This window comes from Delftia lacustris (genome assembly GCF_040267515.1).
GTDB lineage: Bacteria > Pseudomonadota > Gammaproteobacteria > Burkholderiales > Burkholderiaceae_C > Comamonas > Comamonas tsuruhatensis.
In genome coordinates this window covers 634,879-656,381 of the sequence record NZ_CP141274.1, presented here as the reverse complement: position 1 = coordinate 656,381, position 21,503 = coordinate 634,879, and the positions used below count along the sequence as shown (strand labels likewise).

18 protein-coding genes and 1 pseudogene are annotated in these 21,503 nt (G+C 69.6%); 8 read left to right on the top strand and 11 right to left on the bottom strand.

Annotated elements, in window-relative coordinates:
- Nucleotides 1-72 precede the first annotated feature (72 nt).
- Nucleotides 73-1,203: an aryl-sulfate sulfotransferase gene (locus U6958_RS04480; protein ID WP_074922677.1), complete on the top strand. Its 1,131-nt coding sequence runs from the start codon at nt 73-75 to the stop codon at nt 1,201-1,203.
- Nucleotides 1,200-2,198, top strand: coding sequence for a tripartite tricarboxylate transporter substrate binding protein (locus tag U6958_RS04475; RefSeq protein ID WP_074922674.1), 999 nt, complete (start codon nt 1,200-1,202; stop codon nt 2,196-2,198). Before U6958_RS04480 ends, U6958_RS04475 begins: the two co-directional genes overlap by 4 nt.
- Nucleotides 2,199-2,232: 34 nt before the next feature.
- Here U6958_RS04475 and U6958_RS04470 read toward each other — a convergent pair whose 3' ends face one another.
- The 8 genes and pseudogenes from U6958_RS04470 to U6958_RS04435 all read right to left on the bottom strand — a co-directional run bounded on the left by U6958_RS04470 (nt 2,233) and on the right by U6958_RS04435 (nt 9,001).
- The gene (locus U6958_RS04470) at nt 2,233-3,009 is read right to left on the bottom strand and encodes a hypothetical protein (RefSeq protein ID WP_227472682.1); all 777 of its coding nucleotides are present in this window, start codon (nt 3,007-3,009) and stop codon (nt 2,233-2,235) included.
- Nucleotides 3,010-3,106: 97 nt separating this feature from the next.
- On the bottom strand, nt 3,107-4,267 hold the full coding sequence (locus U6958_RS04465; RefSeq protein WP_244160491.1) for a diguanylate cyclase: 1,161 nt from the start codon (nt 4,265-4,267) through the stop codon (nt 3,107-3,109).
- A 193-nt stretch (nt 4,268-4,460) separates the two neighbouring features.
- Nucleotides 4,461-5,573 carry a GGDEF domain-containing protein gene (locus U6958_RS04460; protein WP_223275270.1) on the bottom strand — a complete coding sequence of 371 codons (1,113 nt, stop codon included), beginning with the start codon at nt 5,571-5,573 and terminating at the stop codon, nt 4,461-4,463.
- Between the two features lie 209 nt (nt 5,574-5,782).
- On the bottom strand, nt 5,783-6,880 hold the full coding sequence (locus U6958_RS04455) for a zinc ribbon domain-containing protein (RefSeq protein WP_074922665.1): 1,098 nt from the start codon (nt 6,878-6,880) through the stop codon (nt 5,783-5,785).
- 67 nt (nt 6,881-6,947) lie between these two features.
- Nucleotides 6,948-7,157, bottom strand: a pseudogene (locus U6958_RS04450) (DUF2145 domain-containing protein); the annotation flags it as partial.
- 35 nt (nt 7,158-7,192) lie between these two features.
- Complete coding sequence (locus U6958_RS04445; protein WP_016450358.1) at nt 7,193-8,011, bottom strand: DUF2145 domain-containing protein; 819 nt, start codon at nt 8,009-8,011, stop codon at nt 7,193-7,195.
- A gap of 8 nt (nt 8,012-8,019) precedes the next feature.
- Nucleotides 8,020-8,490, bottom strand: a complete 471-nt coding sequence (locus U6958_RS04440; RefSeq protein ID WP_016450357.1) for a hypothetical protein — start codon at nt 8,488-8,490, stop codon at nt 8,020-8,022.
- A 37-nt stretch (nt 8,491-8,527) separates the two neighbouring features.
- Nucleotides 8,528-9,001 carry a YiaA/YiaB family inner membrane protein gene (locus U6958_RS04435; RefSeq protein WP_012202471.1) on the bottom strand — a complete coding sequence of 158 codons (474 nt, stop codon included), beginning with the start codon at nt 8,999-9,001 and terminating at the stop codon, nt 8,528-8,530.
- Between the two features lie 310 nt (nt 9,002-9,311).
- Between U6958_RS04435 and U6958_RS04430 the strand changes: the two genes are divergently transcribed.
- Complete coding sequence (locus U6958_RS04430) at nt 9,312-10,496, top strand: trans-acting enoyl reductase family protein (RefSeq protein WP_074922663.1); 1,185 nt, start codon at nt 9,312-9,314, stop codon at nt 10,494-10,496.
- On the opposite strand, the gene U6958_RS04425 is transcribed toward U6958_RS04430, so the two are convergent.
- Both U6958_RS04425 and U6958_RS04420 read right to left on the bottom strand, forming a co-directional pair.
- Complete coding sequence (locus tag U6958_RS04425; protein ID WP_074922662.1) at nt 10,493-12,457, bottom strand: MFS transporter; 1,965 nt, start codon at nt 12,455-12,457, stop codon at nt 10,493-10,495. The two genes, U6958_RS04430 and U6958_RS04425, sit on opposite strands and share 4 nt — an antisense overlap.
- Nucleotides 12,458-12,468: 11 nt before the next feature.
- Entirely contained in the window at nt 12,469-13,293 is an 825-nt protein-coding gene (locus tag U6958_RS04420; protein ID WP_074922661.1) for a hypothetical protein, read from the bottom strand.
- A 114-nt stretch (nt 13,294-13,407) separates the two neighbouring features.
- On the opposite strand from U6958_RS04420, the gene U6958_RS04415 reads away from it, so the two are divergent.
- The 5 genes from U6958_RS04415 to U6958_RS04395 all read left to right on the top strand — a co-directional run bounded on the left by U6958_RS04415 (nt 13,408) and on the right by U6958_RS04395 (nt 18,608).
- The gene (locus U6958_RS04415) at nt 13,408-14,148 is read left to right on the top strand and encodes a helix-turn-helix transcriptional regulator (RefSeq protein ID WP_012202467.1); all 741 of its coding nucleotides are present in this window, start codon (nt 13,408-13,410) and stop codon (nt 14,146-14,148) included.
- Nucleotides 14,149-14,330: 182 nt separating this feature from the next.
- Nucleotides 14,331-14,720 carry a YXWGXW repeat-containing protein gene (locus U6958_RS04410; protein ID WP_016450353.1) on the top strand — a complete coding sequence of 130 codons (390 nt, stop codon included), beginning with the start codon at nt 14,331-14,333 and terminating at the stop codon, nt 14,718-14,720.
- Between the two features lie 162 nt (nt 14,721-14,882).
- Nucleotides 14,883-15,893 (top strand): tripartite tricarboxylate transporter substrate binding protein, encoded by a 1,011-nt coding sequence (locus U6958_RS04405; protein ID WP_074922692.1) that lies wholly within the window; start codon nt 14,883-14,885, stop codon nt 15,891-15,893.
- Between the two features lie 65 nt (nt 15,894-15,958).
- Nucleotides 15,959-17,440: a SidA/IucD/PvdA family monooxygenase gene (locus U6958_RS04400; RefSeq protein WP_074922660.1), complete on the top strand. Its 1,482-nt coding sequence runs from the start codon at nt 15,959-15,961 to the stop codon at nt 17,438-17,440.
- Between the two features lie 7 nt (nt 17,441-17,447).
- Nucleotides 17,448-18,608, top strand: a complete 1,161-nt coding sequence (locus tag U6958_RS04395; protein ID WP_016454492.1) for a peroxidase-related enzyme — start codon at nt 17,448-17,450, stop codon at nt 18,606-18,608.
- Between the two features lie 170 nt (nt 18,609-18,778).
- Here the strand turns inward: U6958_RS04395 and U6958_RS04390 are convergent, their stop codons facing one another.
- Nucleotides 18,779-21,397, bottom strand: a complete 2,619-nt coding sequence (locus U6958_RS04390) for a sulfite reductase flavoprotein subunit alpha (protein WP_074922657.1) — start codon at nt 21,395-21,397, stop codon at nt 18,779-18,781.
- Nucleotides 21,398-21,503: the final 106 nt, after the last annotated feature.

Genomic DNA, 21,503 nt, shown 5'->3' with positions numbered 1-21,503 from the left:
CAAACAGCTATTCCTGACGCTTGCGACTGCCTACAGTGGCGCTCATTCCCCGCCCTCCTTTGAAAGCAGCCCATGGCAAGCACCGTAGACCAAGTCACCCAGCGCCGCCGCGGCGTCGGACTCATCGCCCACGACCCCGCCCTTTCGGCCGGCGGCTACACCCTGATCGCGCCGCAGACGGCCGACGGCCATGTCTACCTGGTGGACATCGAGGGCCGCGTGGCCCATGAATGGAAGCTGCCCGTGCGCGCGGGCCGCCATGCCGTGATCCTGCCCAACGGCAATCTGGGCTACAACGGCAACCATCCCCGCTCGCCCGACCGCTATGCGCCGTGGTCCATGTGGCACGGTGGCGATTTCTACGAGGTCACGCCGCAGGGCGAGATCGTCTGGCGCCACGAGGACCCGGACCACCACCATGACGCGCAATGGCTGCCCAACGGCCATCTGCTCTATGCCGCCTGCGCGCCCGTGCCTGCGGGCTTTGCCGAACGCGTGCCCGGCGGCACCGCGCACGGAACCGGCGAGGTGATGTACGGCGACGTGATCCGCGAGGTGGACCGCAGCGGCCGCCTGGTCTGGGAATGGAAGGCCTGGGAGCATCTGGAGCCCGAGGATTTCCCCATCCACCCGGGCTTTGGCCGCTACCACTGGCCGCTGGTCAACGGCCTGGGCGTGAGGGCCGACGGCAGTGTGCTCATGAGCCTGCGCACCACCTCCGGCATCATCGCCGTGGACAAGGCCAGCGGCGCGGTGACGCTGCACATTCCGCCTTCCGTGGTCTCGCACCAGCATGCGCCCGTGGCGCTGGCCAACGGCCACATCCTGGCCTTCGACAACGGCAACTTCCGCGAAGGCGCCCACGTGGCCTTCTCGCGCGTGGTCGAGATCGATCCAGCCGACCACCGCGTGGTCTGGAGCTACCAGGACGAGATGGTCAACGCCTTCTACACCGCCTTCATGGGCAATGCCCAGCGCCTGTGGAACGGCAACACCCACATCACCGAATCGGCCACGGGCCGGCTCTTCGAGGTCACGCCTGCGGGGGAAGTGGTCTGGGAATACATCCTGCCCTGGTTCGCCGAGTATCCCGATGCCGCAGCGCGCCGCACCGGCCCCGGCCGGCTCAACAGCGTGTTCCAGACCTGGCGCTACCACGCGGACCAGCTGCCCTGGCTGGGCGCTGCCGGGAGGCTGGCATGAGCCTCAACCGCAGGCAACTGGCGGCCTGGATGCTGGGCGCGCCCTGGCTTTCGCCGGCAGCCCGCGCCTCCACGGCTGGGGCCGACGCCTGGCCCAGCCAGCCGCTGACCGTGGTGGTGCCCTTTTCGCCAGGCGGCAGCGTGGACGTGGCCGCACGCCTGGTCATGCCGAGGCTGGCCGAGCGGCTGCACCAGCCCGTGGTCATAGAGAACACGGTGGGCGCCTCGGGCACCATCGCCACCCAGCGTGTCATCAAGGCCCGGCCCGACGGGCACACCGTGCTGTTTGGCGTGGCCAGCTGCGTGCTGATCGCGCCGCTGGTCTCGCCAGAACGCTTTCGCTATGACGGCCTCAGGGAGCTGCTGCCCGTGGCGCCCGTGGCCTCTTCGGCCTTCGTGCTGGCAGGCCGCCCCGACCTGCCGGCCGCCACGGCGGCCGAGCTGGTGCAGCTGTCACGCCAGCAACCGGGCCGGCTGACCGTGGGCACCGACGGCGTGGGCACCAGCCTGCACCTGACGGCCGAAATGCTCCAGCAGCAGGCCGGCCTGTCATGGACGCATGTGCCCTACAAATCCGGCCCGCAGGCGCTGACCGAGCTGGCAGGCGGGCAGATCGACCTGGCCGTGCTGCCCGTGGCCCTGGTCCAGTCCTTCGTGCGCGAGGGCAAGCTGCTCGGCCTGGGGGTGACATCGCGCCAGCGGGCCGCCACCTTGCCGCAGACACCCAGCCTGTCGGACACGGCGGTCTGGCAGGCGTTCGATGTCGAAGCCTGGCAAGGCCTGCTGCTGCCAGCCCGCACCGATGCCCGCATTGCAGAGCGCCTGGCCCGGGAGACCGCAGCCGTGCTGGCCGAGCCGGAACTGGTGCGCAAGCTGGCCGAGGCCGGCTTCAAGCCCATGGTCATGGAGCAAGCCCAGTTCACCGCCCACCTGCAAAGGGAGAGAAAGCTGCTGGAGGCCACCGTGCAGGCCGCCCGCCTGCAAGGCACAGGCTGACCCGGCCAGGCCTGGCCAGGCGCTGCTTGCGGTGCTACTGCAGGGCGCCGGGCGAGACAAACGAGAGGCCCGCCATCTGCACCAGGGTCCGGCCCCGGGTCAACGGGTAGGAGGGCGAAGGAGACAACGCGCGCGGCTGCAGCCGGAAAAAGGCCTTGCCGCCACAGCGCTGGCCCAGCATCTCGAACTCGGCGCCTTCCAGGCGGCAATCCACCTGCAGGCCCGGTGCGGGCACATGGGCGATGCCAGACAGCTGCGACAGGCGCTGCAGCGCATCGGGCTCGGGCAGCACGGTGGTTTCGGCGCTGCCATCGACATGCTGGACATGCACGGGCCGGCCAGCCAGGACCTTGAGCGGATACACCAGCTCCAGGCCCGCCCGCCCGGCGCGCAGGCCCCGCTGCAGGCCGCCGTCGACATCCCCCTGGGCTCGCGCCCAGCACGTGAAGCTCAGTCCGCGCGCCGAACCCACGATGCGCACGCGCCAGGCCAGGCTCAGCTCCTCGCAGTCCACCACCGTTTCGTAGAAGGCCTCGAAGCGGCCGGCCCGCTCGCGCAGGCTCAGTTCGCCCGCGCCATACACACAGCGGTCACCCTGTCCGTCGCGCGCCACAAAGGCCATGGAGCGCAGGATGTCGACGCCGCCATAGCGGACATTGCGCAGGCCGCCGTCGGCCAGTTCGGCGCGGAGCGGGCCGGCCTGCAACTGGCGGGGGCCGGACTGCAGATGCCTATCCCAGCCTTGCGCAGACACCACGATGCCAGCGCCCTCGGGCCCGTTGCCGGCGATTTCAGCGAACCATTGGTTCATATTTGCACCCTTGTCCATTCCGAGCATGGATGCCGATGCTATGGATGATCGGTGCGCATGAATAACGATGTTTTCTGTCACTCGTCGTGAGCTGCACTCACAAGCGGTCAGGCATTCCGGCATCAGTCCGGGGGGCCGGGGCGCCGCTCAAGACCTGCGGGGCCTGTTGCGGCTCCAGCACCGTGCAGTTGCGGCCCTGGGCCTTGCCTCGGTACAGGGCCGCATCGGCGCGCGCGATGGTGGCCTCCACCGATTCGCCCGTGCGGTACTGCGCCGCGCCCAGCGTGCAGGTGACGCGGGCGCCATCGCCCAGGGTGTGCGTCCACGGAGCCTCGGCAATGCGCAGGCGCAGGCGCTCCAGCAATTCGCCGGCCTGGGCAAGGCCGGTGTCCGGCAGCACCAGCAGGAATTCCTCGCCGCCATAGCGGCCCACGCCATCTGTACTGCGCAGCTGCGACTTCAGCAGCGCGCCGAAAGCGCGCAACACGCGGTCGCCGCCTTCATGGCCAAAGCTGTCGTTGATGCGCTTGAAGTGGTCTATGTCCAGCAACGCGACGCACAGCACCTCGCCACGCTCCTGGGCTGCGGTGCGCACTTCGTGCAGCCGCTCCATCACGCCGCGCCGATTGCTGACGCCGGTCAGGTCGTCATGGCGCAGCAAGGCCTCGATCTGCGCCAGCGCAGCGGCCAGCTTGTCATTGGCGATGCCCAGCCGGTACTGCATGCTGCGAAAGAAGGTCGCCTGCACGCTGCAGCGCACCACGGCCCCCAGCACCACGCCGAAGGCCAGCAGCTGGCCCGCAGCCGTGTCCGTGGTCATGCGCATCAGCGGACCCCGCCAGCAGATGATGGCGGCCACGGCAACGAGGGTGCCTATCCACGTCAGCCAGAAGCTGGTGCGGCTGCGCGCGAGAAAACCGTCGGCGCTGAAGGCGATCAGCATCACCATCGACTGGAACGCCAGCGCGGGTGCCGCCATGACCATGCCCAGCACGCCGATGATGGACACCAGCTGGTGCGTGAGGAACATGCCCGGATCGCGCAGCTTGTGGCACCAGTCGCTGGCATAGGCCCAGGTGATGAAGCCCATGCCGGCCGCCACCCACAGTCCATAGCCCAGCACCACGGGCCAGGGCGCGTAGCCGGCCCATGCATGGCCCAGGAACAGCAGCAGCGCATAGAGATGGCTGAGCAGCACGGAGATGTGCAGCTGCCAGGTGCGGCGTTTCCAGCGCTCCAGGTGCAGCGCCTCGTCCACCAGCGGTGACGCCGGCTTCGGCCCCCAAAGGAGGCGGTCGGGAAGATTCCGGGAAATGGAGGAAAGCACGGGCATGCAATGAAGCGCGGCGGGCCGGCGGCCCCGATGGGCGCCCATTGTGACCGCATCCGGGAAATCCCGAGGAGCGCGCTCCCCCGCAGGGGATGAACAGGCCCTAGCGCAGGCTGTGCGTCTAGGACGCGCGCGGCGGCCGCACATCCTCGGCCACCACGATCTGGTTGCGCCCGCAGGCGCGGCCATGCAACAGGGCTGCCTCGGCCCGCTGCACCAGCCGCTCCGAGGTCTCGCCCGCCTGGAACTCCGCCACGGCCAGGGTCAGGGTCAGCGGGTCCTTGTCGGGATCGGGGATGGGCGTTTCGCTCCAGCGCTGCTGGCGCACACCCTCGCGCACGCGCTGCAGGGCCCAGACGGCCTGGACCGAGGCGGTATCGGGCATCACCAGCATGAAGGTGTCGTCGCGGTAGCGGCCTATGCCGTCCACGGTGCGCAGATGCGTGACCAGCAGGCCGCTGAGCATGAGCAGCACGCGGTCCTGCAGCGAGGGGCCCTTGTAGGCCTGGTGAACACCCACGCGCTCCACCCACGGGTCCAGCTCCAGCAGCACCACGCAAAACGGCTCGGGCTTGCGGGCATGGCGTTCGCGCAGGCCATCGACGACATCCATCAATCGCGCGTAATTGGCCACGCCGGTGAGTGTGTCGCGCCCCGTGGGCAATTGCAGCGAGCCCACGCGTTTTTGCAACTGCTGCACATCGTCGGCCAGTTGGCCGCAATAGCTCGACAGCTGCGCCAGCTCCTCGGTGTACTGGCGCTGCATGCGGCTCAGCGCCTGCCACAGCGCCAGCGCATGCACGGCCAGCGGCAGCAGCACGCTGGCCAGCCACAGGATGCGCACAGCGACCGGGCCCGGCGCCATCTGCGGCATGGGCCTGGCCACCACCACGGCGCAGAGCATGGCCAGCATGGCGCACAGCACCACCACCTGGCCCGTGGGCAGATGCAGCGCCTGCTCGCGCTCGCCATCCCAGGGCAGCCAGGCGACGGCCGCCAGCCACAGCAGGGCACAAGCCCAGGCCAGGGTCGGCTGCCATGCCGCCAGCAGCAAGGCCATCGTGGCCTGTATCCAGCCATGGCCGCGCAGCGTCCGGGTCAGCGGCAAGCCGGCTGCATGGCAGCGCCAGATCCAGGCCATGCCGGCCAATGCCGACAGCGCGGCGTAGGCCGCCCATGCTTTCCATGAAGAAGGGCCCGCCAGCACATGACCTGCCAGAAGGGCAGCCCCCACGGCCCAGGCCGCAAGGGGAAGGACATGGGCGGTCCCGCCGGCCGGTGGGTGGGCGGGTTGCGCTGGCGTGTGTTGTGGGGGATACGGCAGCTGGCGTGACATGGCATCCTCGCTGAAGACATCTGCGCCCCGGCCGAGCGCGCAAGCCATGGTGTACCACAACCCCGTGCAGCTTCAAGGGGCTTGGAGCCCCTGACGGCCAGGCCGGCTCAGCCGGGCGCCGGCCCGGGCTCCTGCGCCCGGGGCAGCACCGCACCCGCCTTCCTGCCGTGGCCATCGGCCTGGGCGCCGCAGCTGTGGCAAAAGCGTACAAAGGCGCTCTTGCGGGTGTTGCAGCTGCCGCAGCGGTCGAACAGGCCGATGCCGCAGTGGGGACAGAAGTCGATGGCGCCGTCCTTCAGTTCCACGGGGCGCTCGCAGCCCGGGCACACGCCCTTGGCCAGGCGGGCCAGGGCCACGTCGTAGCCCAGTTCCTGGCGCCGCTGCGTCTCCGGCAGCGATTCCTGCTGCTTTTGCCTTTCAAGATAGCGGTTCAGGCCCAGGATGGCCGCGCGCCCCAGCAGCACCGTCACCACGATACCGACCACATAGCGCACGTAGCCGCCGTAGTCGGGCAGGTACGGCACAAGTTCAACGAAGAAAGCGAACAGCGCAAAGAAGATGAATCCCCAGACGAAGGGCCACCAGGTGCTCTTGCGCTGTTTGGCGAACAGCCAGCCGGCCGCCAGCAGCAGCGGCAGGGTCAGCGCCAGGCGGTAGAGAAAGACACGCAGCTCGACGGCGCGCATCTCCGTGCGCCAGGATTCCATGGCACCGTCGCGCAGATCGTCCCATTGGCGGTTGGCCGCGTCCAGGCGCTGCCGCGCCCGCAGGCTCGTATCCTGCAGCCGCTCCACGGAGGCGCGGGCGGTGTTCTCTTCCTGCTTGATGGCATCGAGCGCCTGGGTGCGCGACAGCAGTTCGCTGTCCTGCTCGGGCCGGGCGGTGGCACGGCGCGTGGCCACCCAGTTGTCGAAGGTCTCGCGCGCCGAGCGGTAGCGCGACTGCGCGGCCTGGTACTTGAGCCGTGCGTTCTCCAGCGCCGTTTCCGCCTTGTCGTGGTCGGCATCGGCGGCCTTGATCTCGGCCTTCACGGGCTCGGCCGCCTCGGGCGCGATGAAGTCCTCCACCGTGCGCGGCGACTCGACCTGGGGCAGGTCGCCCACCACCAGGCCGCCCAGGCCGATGAGGAAGGACGCGAACACCACCGCCACCAGCCACAGGCCTCGGCGGAACCATTTCTCGGGCAGACGCAGGGCCTTGCTCATGGGGAAACTCCTGTTTCAGTGGCCTGCGGCCGAGGAAGACCGCAGGCGGAGGAAGAGCCGGTCCGACTCAGGGCAGCACGCGCACCGGACCCGCCAGCTGGCTGCGCTGCAGCCACTGCGTCACCGATTCCACGGTCACGGTCTCTATGCGGCTGGCATAGCGCTTGTCGTTGGGATGGTCGTCGAAGGCGATGTTGGCGGCCGTCACGCGCCCGCCCAGCCGCGACAGCGCGCGGATGACCAGCACGCCCGGCTCGTAGCCCTTGAACTGCAGCCAGGGAAGACCGCAGGCGGAGGAAGAGCCGGTCCGACTCAGGGCAGCACGCGCACCGGACCCGCCAGCTGGCTGCGCTGCAGCCACTGCGTCACCGATTCCACGGTCACGGTCTCTATGCGGCTGGCATAGCGCTTGTCGTTGGGATGGTCGTCGAAGGCGATGTTGGCGGCCGTCACGCGCCCGCCCAGCCGCGACAGCGCGCGGATGACCAGCACGCCCGGCTCGTAGCCCTTGAACTGCAGCCAGGCCTGGGCCTGCTGGCGCCGCTGCACCGTGGCCGGCTCCATGGCGGCGGCCAGGGTTTCGGTGGCCCACTGGTTGGACTGCTGGTAGCGCTGCCCCCAGGCGTAGCTGACCATGCTGTAGGGCTCGTGCTGCAGGCGCAGCACGGTCTGGGGCTGGGTCAGAAAGGTCCACAGCGCCTGCTGCACGGCGGGCGTGGGCACCTGAACGCCGGCCTCGTAGCGCCACAGGTCGTCCAGGAAGAACTCGCCCAGGCCCTGGCGGTAGACATGGCCGCCGGCCGTGCCGCATTCGTTGAGTTTGTGCGCCACGCGCCAGGGGCCTTCGGGGGTCCTGTAGGCCCAGCCGTAGTGCGAGTAGTGCAGGTCGTACTTGCTCAGGTCCTGGCCCACGCGCGCCAGCAGCACGACACGGGTGCCGTTCTTCGCGTATTCGGCATCCAGCGCCTGGGATGTGCGCTGGGCCAGGTCCAGGCCCTTTTGCAGGGACTGGGGGGTGAGGGGCTTGTCCTCGCAGCTGCGCCCTGCATGGGCCGTGCCCAGCGCGGCGGCCAGCAGCAGGCCCAGGCAGGCGGCACGGGCTGCAGGGGAAGGAGAAAGCAGCGGTTTCATGGCGGGTATCACAGGCGTTCGTTGTGCAGCAGGGCCTTGCCCATCTCGTTGGGGATGAAGGCCAGCACCTTGCCGGCCGCCGAGATGATGACGCCCGTGCCGATCACGCTGCAGGTCAGCACCGTGCCCACGGCGTAAGCCGAGGCGGAGGCGCCTCGCCCCACCACTTCCACGCTGGCCTGGGCGCCGTCGGAGGCACGCTCCAGCAGGTAGACCGTGCCCGTGGCCGAGGCCTGCACTGCCTTCACGGTCAGCACCGCGCCGCCCACCGACAAAGCGGCAGGCACGGCCACCACGGCGCCAGCGGCCGCCGAAGCCACCGAAGCCGTGCCCACCACGGAGGCCACGGGCAGCATGGACAGCGCCACCGAGGCCTCGCTTTGCGCATGGGCAGGCGCCATGGCCAGGGCTGCGCACAGCGCACCAGCGGCCAGCAGGGCACGCGGCAGGCGCGTGAAAACGGATTGGTTGACCATCATTGCTTGGACTCCTGGAAATGCGGGGAAGGGGTGGACATCACTCGGCGTCGGCCGGTTGCGCGGCCTCGCGGCGGCCATGCATGCGGGCCTGCGCCAGGTCGGCCTCGTGGCGGTCACGCAGCATCTTGGCCAGCGTGAAGGCGGTGGTGATGAGATAGAGCCAGCTCACGCCCAGGAAGGCCTTGTAGGTCACGTTGATATCCATGCTCACCAGCCCCCAGCCGGTCAGCGCCATGGACACGGCAAAGCCGCCCCAGACCACCAGCTTCCACATGGGCGTGTCGCCTGCGCCGCTGCGGCCGCCCTCGTTGTCCCGCACGAACTTGGCCAGCACGAAGGCGGCCGAGAGGCAGAACACATAGCCCATCACCATGAAGGCCTGCTCCAGCTGCTCGCCGGGCAGCCATGCCAGGCCGATGGCGCACAGCGAGACCGCAATGCCGAACGACACCCACACCTGCAGTTGCCAGGCCCGGGTATCACGCTGAACGACGATGGGAGAAGAGGACATTTGCCGAGGTGCCCCTCAAGGGCATTGGTTGAACACGGGACGCATGGTGCCCAGACGTAACTTGCGTGTCTGCATTCAACCGTAACAGTGGCCAGACACAGGCCATCGAGTATCTTCAAACGGTACTTTTCAAGTTTTTGACTGTTGTTTACACCCCAAAAAGTTCCTGCATGTGACACCAGCACACAGGACATCGGGCACGGCACCTGGGCGACAGGAACCCTGCGGCGCGCCACAGACAATGCGCCCACCCCGGCTGCAGTGCAGCGGGCAATCGCACGTTCGCCACGCTGATTGATGGAGATCTCCCATGACCAAACCCTTTGACCTCGTCGTCCACGGCGCCACCGGCTTCACGGGCCGGCTGGTGGTGGAGTACCTGCTCAGGCGCTACCCCGCAGGCAGCGGCCTGCGCTGGGCCATGGGCGGGCGCAATGCCGCCAAGCTCGCGGCCGTGCGCGACGAGCTGGGCGCGCCCGCCGATACCCCGCTGGTGGTGACCGACACCGGCAATCCCGCAAGCCTGCAGGCGCTGATGGAGCAGGCCCGCCTGGTGCTGACCACGGTGGGCCCCTACCAGCTCTACGGCAACGAACTCGTGGCCGCCTGCGCCCGCGCCGGCGTGGACTATGTGGACCTGTGCGGCGAGCCAGCGTGGATGCGCCAGATGATCGATGCCCACGAGGCCGCAGCCCGGGCCAGCGGCGCGCGCATCGTGTTCTCCTGCGGCTTCGATTCCATTCCCTTCGACCTGGGCGTGTTCATGCTGCAGCGAGAGATGCAGGCCCGCTTCGGCCAGCCCGCCCAGCGCGTGCGGGGCCGGGTGCGCAAGATGAAGGGCACCTTCTCGGGCGGCACGGCCGCCAGCCTCAAGGCCACCATGGCGGCGGCCGCCGCCCAGCCGGGCGTGCTGGAGCTGCTGCGCAATCCGTTCTCGCTCACGCCGGGCTTCGAGGGCCCGCGCCAGCCCTCGGGCAGCAAGCCCATGGTGGACGAGGTGCTGGGCCTGTGGGTGGCGCCCTTCGTGATGGCGGCCATCAACACGCGCAACGTGCACCGCTCCAACTTTCTGCTGGGCCATGCCTATGGCGCCGACTTTGTCTACGACGAGATGATGGTCACAGGCGCAGGCGAAAAGGGCGAGGCCCTGGCCAACGCCGTGGCGGCCGACAAGTCGCTGGGCGCGGACGACGGCCCCAAGCCTGGCGAGGGGCCATCGCGCGAAGAGCGTGAATCGGGCTTCTACGACGTGCTGTTCATCGGCACCGACACGGCCGGCCACAGCCTGCGCGTGGGCGTCAAGGGCGACCGCGATCCGGGCTACGGCTCCACGTCCAAGATGATCACCGAGGCCGCCGTCTGCCTGCTGCAGGACGCCCCGGACACGCCCGGCGGCATCTGGACCACGGCGCCTGCCATGGGCGACGCACTCATCGCCAGGCTCAAGGCCAATGCCGGCCTGAGCTTCACGGTGGAGGAACAGCACCCCTCTTAGGCCGCCAGCAGCCGCTGCACGCGCTCGCGCAGCAGCGCGGGCTGCACCTCGGCCTGGGCCATGGGCTGGCCCACGTTCAGACCCACACGGTTGAACAGGCCACGGCGGAAGGGCCGCACCATGGCGCCGCCCTGCTCGATGCGGCTGAAGTAAGAGCCCCAGAGATTGGTCAGCGCCATGGGGACCACGGGCACCTGCAGGCCATCGGCCTGGGCGCGCTCGACGATCTTCATGATGCCGCCACGGAACTCCTGCAGCTGCCCGTCGCGCGTGATGCCACCCTCGGGGAAGATGGCCAGCAGGTCGCCCTCGCGCAGCACCTGGGCGGCGCGCTCGAACGCAGCCTCGTAGGTGGCGGGATCTTCCTTCTGGGGCGCGACGGGGATGGCCTTGGCCAGGCGGAACAGCCAGCCCAGCAGGGGCACGCGGAAGATGCGGTGGTCCATCAGGAAGTAGATGGGCCGGGGGCTGGCGGCCATGAGCAGCACGGCATCGACAAAGCTCACATGGTTGCAGGCCAGGATGGCCGCGCCGGTGGCCGGAATGTGCTCGTCGCCCTGCACCTTGAAGCGGTACACGAAGCGCGAAACCACCCAGGCCACGAAGCGCAGCAGGTACTCGGGCACCAGCAAGAAGATGTAGGCCGCCACCACGGCATTGGCAATGCCCGTGATCAGGAACACCTGGGGAATGCTGAAACCTGCAGCCAGCAGCGCGCCGGCCAGCACGCTGGAGGCGATCATGAACAACGCGTTGAGGATGTTGTTGGCCGCGATGATGCGCGCGCGGTGCGTGGGCTGGCTGCGCATCTGGATCAGCGCGTACATGGGCACGCTGTAGATGCCGGCCGACAGGGCCAGCATGCCCAGGTCGGCCATCACGCGCCAGTGCGCGGGCTGGGCAAAGAAGGCACCCACGCCCATCAGCTCGGAGGCCGGCAGTGCGCGCGAAGCAAAGAACAGGTCCACGGCGAACACGCTCATGCCGATGGCGCCCAGCGGCACCAGGCCGATCTCCACATGGCGGCGGCTGAACACCTCGCACAGCAGCGAGCCCGTGCCAATGCCCACCGAGAACACCACCAGCAGCAGCGAGGCCACATGCTCGTCGCCATGGAGCACCTCCTTGGCAAAGCTGGGGAACTGGGCGAGGAACACGGCGCCGAAGAACCACATCCAGCTGATGCCCAGCAGCGAGCGGAACACGGCGGGCTGCTCTCGGGCCAGCTGCAGGTTGCGCCAGGTTTCGGTGAAGGGGTTCCAGTTGATGACCAGGTGCGGATCGGTGGCCGGCGCATTGGGGATGAACTGCGCAAAGATCCGCCCGATCACCGCCAGCGCCAGGCAGGCCACGGCCACCTGCAGATGGCCGACCTCGGGCACGGCCACCAGCAGGCCGCCGGCCACGTTGCCCAGCAAGATGGCCACGAAGGTGCCCATCTCCACCATGCCGTTGCCGCCCGTCAGCTCGCGCTCGCTGAGCACCTGGGGCAGGTAGGCGAATTTCACGGGGCCGAACAGCGTGGAGTGCAGGCCCATCAGGAAGACGCAGCCCAGCAGCAAGGGCACATTGGCCTGGATGAAGCCCCAGGCGGCCAGCGCCATGATGGCGATCTCCAGGTTCTTGACCAGGCGGAACATGCGCGTCTTGTCCCACTTGTCCGTCAGTTGGCCCGAGGTGGCCGAGAACAGCAGGAACGGCAGGATGAACAGCGCCCCGATCACCAGCCCCGCCATGGCCGAAGGCAGCCAGGAGACGCTGAGCTGGTAGGTCACCATCACGGTGAGCGCGAACTTGAACAGGTTGTCGTTGGCCGCCCCCGAGAACTGCGTCCAGAAGAACGGCGCAAAGCGCCGCTGGCCCAGGAGGGCGAACTGGTTGGGGTGCTCGTGCGCGGCCGATGGCACGGCGCCGGCCGTTGCGGTGGGGGCAGACGGGCTGCCGGTCTCTTGCTGGAACATCTTGTCTTCCCTCAACGGTTGGTGGCGCCGCCGTGGCCGCACGCATCGGCGCACATTGTGCCCGTACTGGCCATGCGCGCCGTGCCGGCCGCACGCAGCGCGGTGATCACGGGCAGGGCGGCGGCCGCCGCCACCACATGCTTGAGGCTGTGGCCGGACACCAGCCCGCCGGTGGCCTCGAAGACGGCCGCATCGCCCCACTCCAGCAGCTTGGCCGCGCCATACCAGGCGATCACCATGCCCAGGCGCAGCGCCAGCGCGCCATGGCGCGGCGCCACGCAGGCCAGGCCCAGCACCGCCAGCACGCCGCCGCCCTGCACCAGCGCCCAGGGCAGCAGGTTGCCGCCATGCAGCCAGACCAGCACCGAGGCCACGGCGGCGACCAGCATGGCCACCGCGGCGCGCACGGCCACGCGGTCGGCAATGCGCGATTGCAGCGCCAGTCCCAGCATGCCGGCAAAGGCCATGGACATGCCCAGCCGGTCGCCGGCCAGGGTGGCATCGTGGGGGGCCCAGTGGTAGACGGACGAACCTATGGCCGAACACGCCAGCCCCGTGAAGAACAGCGCGGCCAGCCAGCGCAGGGCCGGCGCCAGCGCTTGGCTACGCCGGTCCAGCAGCAGGCGCGCCCCCGTCACGGCGGCCCAGGCAAAGCCCAGGTTGCTGAGCACATCCAGCGCATGGGGCAGCGGCCCCCAGGCGCGCTGGTCGGCAAAGGCGTGAAAGTCCTGGGGCTGCGGCACGGCGGGGCCAAGCCAGGCAGCCAGCAGCAGCAGGGCAGCGCCCCAGTACAGCGCGCGCAGGGCGGCGGCCGGTGAAATCAATGTGGATGGCATGTGTTGCTCCTCGTGGAAAGTGGGGCGGAGTGTGGCGAGCCACCGGCCCTTCCAGCATCGTTTTTCTGCACCCGCCGCGCAAACCAGCACCTCGGGTATCGATAATCGCTACCCATGAGCACCACTGCCGACCTCGTCATCGCCCTCAAGAAGGAACTCAAGGCCGCCCAGATGACCTATGCCGACCTGGCGCGCGCCCTGGGCATGGCCGAGTCCAGCGTCAAGCGCATGCTGGCCAAGGGCGACATGCCGCTGTCGCGCATCGATGCCATCTGCCGCGCGCTGAGCCTGGACTTCGCCGACCTGGCGCGCCGCGTGGCCGACAGCCAGCCGCTGCTGCAGGAGATGACGCCCGAGCAGGAGAACGCCGTGGTCGCCGACCGCAAGCTGCTGCTGATGGCCATCTGCGTGCTCAGCCAGTGGACGCTGGAGCAGATCGTGGCCACCTACCGCATGACCGAGGCCGAAGGCATCCGCTACCTGGCCCAGCTGGACCGCATCGGCATCATCGAGCTGCGCCCGGGCAACCGCTACCGGCTGCGCCTGGCCAAGACCTTCCGCTGGCGCGCGCGCGGGCCGGTGATGGAGTACTTCCGCGAGAACGCCGTGCTCGACTATTTCGGCGGCGGCTTCGACCAGCCGGGCGAGGGCATGCTGATGGTGCACGGCTCCATCGGCCGGCATCTGGCGCCCAGCTTCGTGGAACGCATACAGCGGCTGGCCCATGATTTTTCCCAGCAGCACCTGCAGGACCAGCGCCTGCCGCCCGGCCAGCGCGAGGGCTACACCCTGGTGCTGGCCATGCGCAGCTGGGAATTCACGGCGTTCACGGCCCTGAGAAGAGGCACTGTCTGACGGCGGCTGCAGGACGGCAGCTTGCGCTGCAGCGCCTGGCAACAAGGCTTCACCAAGGCGATACACAAGATTGCAAGACTTCGCGTCGCGGCAACCCGGGCTTGACGCAGCACTCGCACCATGCAGTCATGGATTCCCGTCACAGGGACTCCAGCCCGATGAACCAAGGACAAGGAGCCGCCATGATTTCCCTTCGCACACCGCTGATCGCCGCGACCGTGGCCCTGGCCGGATGGGCCGGGACCGCGCAGGCCCAGGCCAACGTGACCTACGCGGCGCCGGGTGCCGCCATCTCTGTGCAGTTCGGCGCGCCGCCCCCCATGCGCTACGAGGCCGTTCCGGCACCGCGCCGCGGCTATGTGTGGGCGCCGGGCTACTGGCGCCCGCAAGGCCACCGCCATGCCTGGGTGGCCGGCCACTGGGTCAAGGCGCGCCCCGGCTATGTGTACCGCCAGCCCGTGTGGTCGCAGCACGGTGGCCGCTGGGGCTACGCACCCGGCCGCTGGGACCGTGACCGCGACGGCGTGCCGGACCGCCATGACCGCCGCCCCAACAACCCCTACCGCCATTGAGGGGCGCTTGCGCCCGGCATGAAGCCCGCCCCATCGGCGGGCTTTTTGCTGAGCGCTGCGGCCATGCCCACACTGGCTTCATACCAACATATGCATATAAAAGTGGCTCATTAAGTTCTCAGGAAAATATGGGAATTGATTCACCGGATTTCCCTGCACACCATGCGCCCCTCGTTTTTCCGCTCCTGGATTCCCGCCGCCGCCGCCGCGGCCCTGGCCGTCTTCGGCTCCACCGCAGCGGTGGCAGCCGATTCGGCGGCTTCGTGGCCGCACCAGCCCGTGACCATGATCCTGGGCTTCCCGGCAGGCTCGGGCGTGGACGTGATCGCGCGCGGCGTGCAGGAGCCGCTGTCCCAGCGCCTGGGCCAGCCCCTGATCATTGACTACAAGTCGGGAGCGGCCGGCAACATCGCCAGCGAGATCGTGGCGCGCGCCAAGCCGGACGGCTACACGCTGGCCTTCGGCACGGCCGCTACGCACGGCAGCAATGCGGCGCTTTACAAGAAGCTGCCGTTTGACGTGGAAACCGACTTCGTGCCGGTGGCGCCGCTGATCGATGTGTCCAACGTGCTGACCATCAATCCCAACGTGATCAACGTCAGGAACCTCAAGGAGTTCGTGGACGAGATCAAGGCCAACCCCGGCAAGTACAACTACGCCTCCACGGGCAACGGCGCGGGCACGCACATGGCCTTTGCCGAGTTCAATGCGCGCCTGGGCCTGAACATGGTCCACGTGCCCTACAAGGGCGGCCCCGAGGCCATCACCTCGGTGCTGCGCGGCGAGACCTGCTGCATCATGAACCAGGTCCAGACCGTGCTGCCGCACTACAAGAGCGGCAAGGTGCGCCTGCTGGGCGTGACCACGGCCAAGCCCGTGGAAGTGATCAAGGAAGTGCCCACCATCGCCTCCAGCGGCCTGACGGGCACCAAGGGCTTCGACAGCTCGATCTGGTTCGGCATCTTCGCGCCCAAGGGCACGGACCCGGCCATCGTGGCCAAGCTCGGCCAGGCCGTGCGCGAGGTGCTGGAGCTGCCCGAGGTGCGTGCGCGCTTCGAGTCCCAGGGCAATGCCATCCGCATAGAGACGCCCGAGCAGTTCAAGAAAACCGTGCACAACGACCGCCTGAAATGGGCACAGGTGGTCAAAGACGCGAAAATCAGCATCGATTGATGCCGCGCGCGCCCGCAGGCCCTGCCCCGCTGGCGCGCCTTTCCTCGTGAGTTCCTGGTGAGTCTATGTCCCTGACCGAACCGGCAGCCGCGGCCCCTGCGGGCCTGGCTGCCCTTGAAGAACGCCTGCGCGACGACCTCGTCGCCCTGGGCTGGCCTGCCAAGGCCTGGATTCCTCCCTCCACCCGCGACGGCCAGCCCGTGCACGATGTCCTGGTCATCGGCGCCGGCCAGGCCGGCCTGGCCCTGTCGGCCGCGCTGTCCCAGTTGGGCATCGCGGCCGTTTTGCTGGACAAGGCCCCGCTGGACTTCGAAGGCCCCTGGGCCACGACGGCGCGCATGGAAACCCTGCGCTCGCCCAAGGAGCTGACCGGCCCCGCGCTGGGCCTGCCCTCGCTGACCTTCCGCGCCTGGTTCATCGCCCAATGGGGCCGCGAAGCCTGGGCCGCGCTGGACAAGATCCCGCGCCTGCAGTGGATGGACTACCTGCGCTGGTACCGCCGCGTGATGCGCTGCGACGTGCGCAACGGCCACCAGGTCACGGCCATCCGCCCGCAGGCCGACGGCACGGTCGAGGTCGATGTGACGGCCGATGGCGCCTCGCACACCTGGCTGGCGCGCCGCGTGGTGCTGGCCACGGGCCGCGACGGCCTGGGCGGCCCGCAGATCCCCGCCTTCATGCAGGGCGTGGACCGCAGCCGCTGGGCGCATTCCTCCGACGTGCTCGACTACAGCCGCCTGGCAGGCCTGCACGTGGGCGTGGTGGGCGCGGGCTCGTCGGCCATGGACAGCGCGGCCACCGCGCTGGAGAACGGCGCCGCCAGCGTGGACCTGCTGGTGCGCCGCAGCGACCTGCCACGCATCAACAAATCCAAGGGCTCGGGCACGCCCGGCCTCACGCACGGCCAGTTCCTGCTGCCCGACGCCTGGAAATGGCGCATACGCCACTACATCAACGTGCAGCAGGTGCCACCGCCGCACGGCAGCACGCTGCGCGTCTCGCGCCACGCCAACGCCCACTTCAACCTGGGCTGCGCCGTGCAGAAGGTGGAGCAGGCAGGCGACAAGCTGCGCGTGAGCACGCCGCGCGGCGTGTTCGTGCTGGACTTCCTGATCGTCTCCACCGGCTTTGCCATCGACTGGCGCCAGCGCCCCGAGTTCGCCGACCTGGCGCCCCATGTGCGCATCTGGAGCGACCGCTTCGTGCCCGAGGCGGGTGCCGAGGACCAGGAACTGTCGGACTCGCCCGACCTGGGCCCGCTGTTCGAGTTCCAGGAAAAGACGCCCGGCGCCCTGCCCGGCCTGGACCATGTGCACTGCTTTTGCTATCCGGCCGCGCTGTCGCACGGCACGGTGTCGGGTGATATCCCCGCCATCAGCGACGGCGCGCGCAAGCTGGCCCAGGGCCTGGCCTCGCTGTTCTACCGCGAGGACCTGGAACACCACTACGCCCAGCTGCAGTCCTATTCCGAGCCCGAGCTCGACGGCAGCGAATGGACGCCCGCCGACCCCGAAGCCCGCGTGCGGGCCCTGGCAGACAAGACCTGAGATACCCATGACCACCGCCAACGACACCATCGACCGCCTGGCCGGCCTGACCGACCAGTCCCCCGTTTTCGCCACGCGCCGCCAGCGCGACAAGGTGGCCATCGCCACCCAGGCCTGCGAGGACCTGCTGCTGGGCGACGGCCTGGCCGACAGCCTGTCGCGCGCCGAGCGTCTGGTGCTGGCCAGCGAGCAATGCCGCGTCAGCGGCGTCCAGGCCCTGGCCGATGAATACCGCCAGCGTGCCGAGTCCCTGGGCGACGCCCTGACGCCCGCGCTGCGCACCGTGCTGGCCCAGCCCGGCGCCCAGACCGGCAACGCCCGCCTGGATGCGGCCCTGCACTTTGTGCGCACCCTGGCCCTGCACCCGGCCGAGAGCGACCGCGCGGCCCTGCTGGCCATGCCCGAGTCCGGCCTGTCCATCGACGACACCGTGCTGGTGGCCCAGCTGGTGGGTTTCATCGCCTACCAGTTGCGCCTGTTCGCGGGCGTGCAGGCCATGGTCGCGCTGGGCGGCCAGGCCAGCACGCCGGCTGCCGAAGCCGCCGCCGCCCCCTTCGTGCACCCCGCCAACCTGCCGCCACCGGGCGAGCCGCTGCGCCGCAACGGCTACACCAGCGAGACGCTGGACTGGACGTCCTGGCTGCCCGTGCTCGACCCCGCCACGGCCACGGCCGAGCAGCAGGCCGTGCTGGACCTGAGCCACCCCAAGGCGCGCACGTCGGACTTCTACCTGCTGCTGGCCCGCCAGCCGCGCGTGCTGTCGGAGCGCTCGCAGGCCTTCAACGCCATCATGTACGCGCCCGGCGGCCTGTCGCGCGCCGAGCGCGAGGTGGCGGCCACGGCCGTGTCGCGCTCCAACGGCTGCGTGTACTGCGCATCGGTCCACGCCCAGCGCTTCGAGCAACTGGCCAAGCGCAACGATGTCATGGCACAGATGTTCGACGACCCCGACACGGCCGGCACCAATGCGCGCGAACGCGCCATCATCCAGTCCTCGCTGGCCCTGACGCGCGCGCCCGGCAGCTTTGGCGCCGCCCAGCTGCAGCCGCTGCGCGATGCCGGCCTCACGGACCAGGAAATCCTGGACATGCTGCACTCGGCCGCGCTGTTCGGCTGGGCGAACCGGTTGATGCTCAATCTCGGGAAGGAAAAGTACATCACCCCCTGAGGCGCTTACGCGCCTTCCCCCCGTGGCACGGCGCCTCTCTACCCGCTTCGCGGGGAGGGGGACGACACCCTCGGTGCGGGGCGGCGCGGCCGGCGTAGGCCCTTCCTCGGTGTCCCTGACTTGGGCCGCGCCGGTTTCATGCGCTGTGCCTTGAGACGCCGCGCTTCACCTCAGTACACATCCCTGCGGTAACGGCCTTCGACGATCAGGTCTTCGACGGCGGTAGCGCCCAGGATGTCGGCCAGCGCGGCATCGACGCCTGCGGCCATGCCGTCGGCGCTGCCGCAGACGTAGAGCACGGCGCCGTCGGCGATCCAGTCGCGCAGGGGTTCGGCGGCTTCGCGCAGGGCATCCTGCACGTAGCGGCGCCGGGCCTGGTCGCGGGAGTAGATGAAGTCGGCGCGCTGCAGCTTGCCTGCGGCCAGCCAGCCGGAGACCTCGGCCTCACAGTACCCGTCATGGGCCCGCTGGCGTTCGCCGAACAACAGCCAGTTGCGGTGGCGGCCTGCGTGCATGCGCGCCAGTAGGTGGCCGCGCAGGCCGGCATAGCCGGAGCCGTTGCCGATGAAGATGGCCGGAGCGTCGGGCTCGGCACCTGCCTCTTCGCGCGGCTCGAAGGCACGGTTTTCCACCAGTCTCATGGCCACGGAGGTGCCCCGGGCCGCATGCGCCGTCAGCCAGCCCGACGCCACACCCAGGCCGCCGTCATGGCGGGCCTGGCGCACCAGCAGCCGCACATGGCCGTCCTGCGGCAGCGAGGCGACCGAGTAGCTGCGCGGCAGCAGGGGCCGCAGCGCATCGGCCACGGCCTGGGGCGCGGTGCCGGGGGCGATGTCGCCCGGGGCCGGCAGCACGCTGGCGGCCAGCGCCTCGGCCAGCGTGCAGGTCTGCTGGCGCCATTGCACGGGGGCCGAACCGTCGCATTCCTGGGCGGCCAGCCAGGCCTGCACGGTGGCTGCGCCATGGCGTGGCAGCACCTCGGCCAGCGCACCAGCCCGCCACAGCGGGGCCACGCCTTCGGGCGGTGCCAAGTCCAGCACATAAAGCCCTGCGCCCTGGCTGCCCGCGTTGCACAGGCTGCGCGCCTGCAGCGGCCATGAGGCAAAGGCCGTGGCATCGGCAAGCGGTTCCGCCGAAGACGCAGGCAGGGCATCGCACACGGGCAGCACGGCGCGGAAATGCCCTGCCAGCGCCTGCTGCCAGGCATGCCAGGCCTGGGCGTCCTCGCCATCCATCTCGATCAGCGGAAACACGGGCTGTGCGCCCAGGCGGCGCAGCTGGTGGTCCAGTGCATGGCCAAAGCCGCAGAAGGCCGCGTACTGCCGATCGCCCAACGCCAGCAGGCCGTATTGCAGGTGCGGCAGGGCCGAGCCCGAGGCCGCGCCCAGCAGGCGGGCAAAGCGGCGCGCGGCATCGGGCGGGTCGCCTTCGCCAAAGGTGCTGGCCACGAAGAGCACGCGCCGGTGGTGGCGCAGTTGCTCGGCATCCAGCGCCGCCACGGATTGCAGGCTGGCCGCCATGCCTGCGCCGCGCAGCGCAGCCACGGTGGCTACGGCCAGGCGCTCGGCGCGGCCGGCCTGGCTGGCGAAGGCGACCAGCACGGTGTCCTGGCCCGCAGGGGCGGACGGTGGCGGGTCCGCCATCAGCGCCTGGCGCTCCTTGGCCAGGGCACGCGCCTTGCGCCGGCGGTCCAGGTAGAGCATCCAGCCCGTGATGGCGAACAGGGGCATGATCAGCGAGGCCAGCGTCATGAAGATGCGCCCCGGCATGCCGAAATAAGTGCCCATGTGCAGCGGGTAGATGGCACCCACGGCGCGGCGGCCCGTGGGCAGGTCGGCATAGCGCTCGTCGCGCTGCACGGCGCCGTCGGGCAGCAGGGCCATCTGGTTGCGCGCGCGCTCATGGGCGGCATCGGCATCCAGCCAGCTGATCTGCAGGGGCTGGCCCGCGCGCTCGGGCAGGCGCAGCTGGGCGAACTGCCAGCCATGGGCGATGCGCTCGAAGGCGGCCCAGCCAGGCGCGATGTCGATGAGCTGCTGCGCGCCAGTCGGCTCAGGCCGGCCGCCACCGGGTTTCGAGGACGGCGCCGCGGGAGCGGCCACGCGCGGCGGCACGCCAGCCCAGCCATCCACCGTGCTGCGCACCACGCCAAAGGCCCAGTACATGCCGGTGCAGGTGAACACCACATAGGCCACCAGGGCCCAGGTGCCCGCCACCGAGTGCAGGCCCCAGAGAAAGGAGCGGCCCTTGAGCGCCGGGTCGAAGGTCAGCCAGATGCGCCAGGACAGCGGCCGGCGCGGCCAGCGCAGGTACAGGCCCGACAGCGACAGCATCAGCAACAGGCCGGCCAGGGTGCCCGTGATCGGCTTGCCGTCATCGCGCGGCAGCAGCAGCCAGCGGTGCAGGCGCTCCACCCATTCGAAGAACTCCGTGCCGTGTTGCTCGGGCAGCTGCGCGCCCGTGTAGGGATCGACAAAGACCGTCTGGCCCCGGCGCTGGCCGGCCGGTGGCTTGAAGGCCACCTGGGCCGAGCGGCCGGGCTCGGCAAAGACGGTAATGCGCTGGACCACGCGCTGCTCGCCGGCCTCGCGCAGCGCCTGCGCAATCTGCGGCGGCCCCAGCGGTGGGTCATCGCGCGCAGGCACGGAGACAGTGCCGGGATTCAGCCAGCCCAGGATCTCCTCATGGAACGAGAACACCGCGCCCGACAGCCCGATGACGATGAGCACCGTGCCGGCCGTAATGCCGGCGAACCAGTGCAACTGGAACCAGATTTTCTTGAAAGTCATGGGGAGCAGGCGGCGGCGTTCAGCGGTCCATCACGGTGCGCAACGGAACATCAGGACAGAACGGTGCATGGAAGGCAGGCGTGCAGGAATGAAGGGGCCAGGCGCC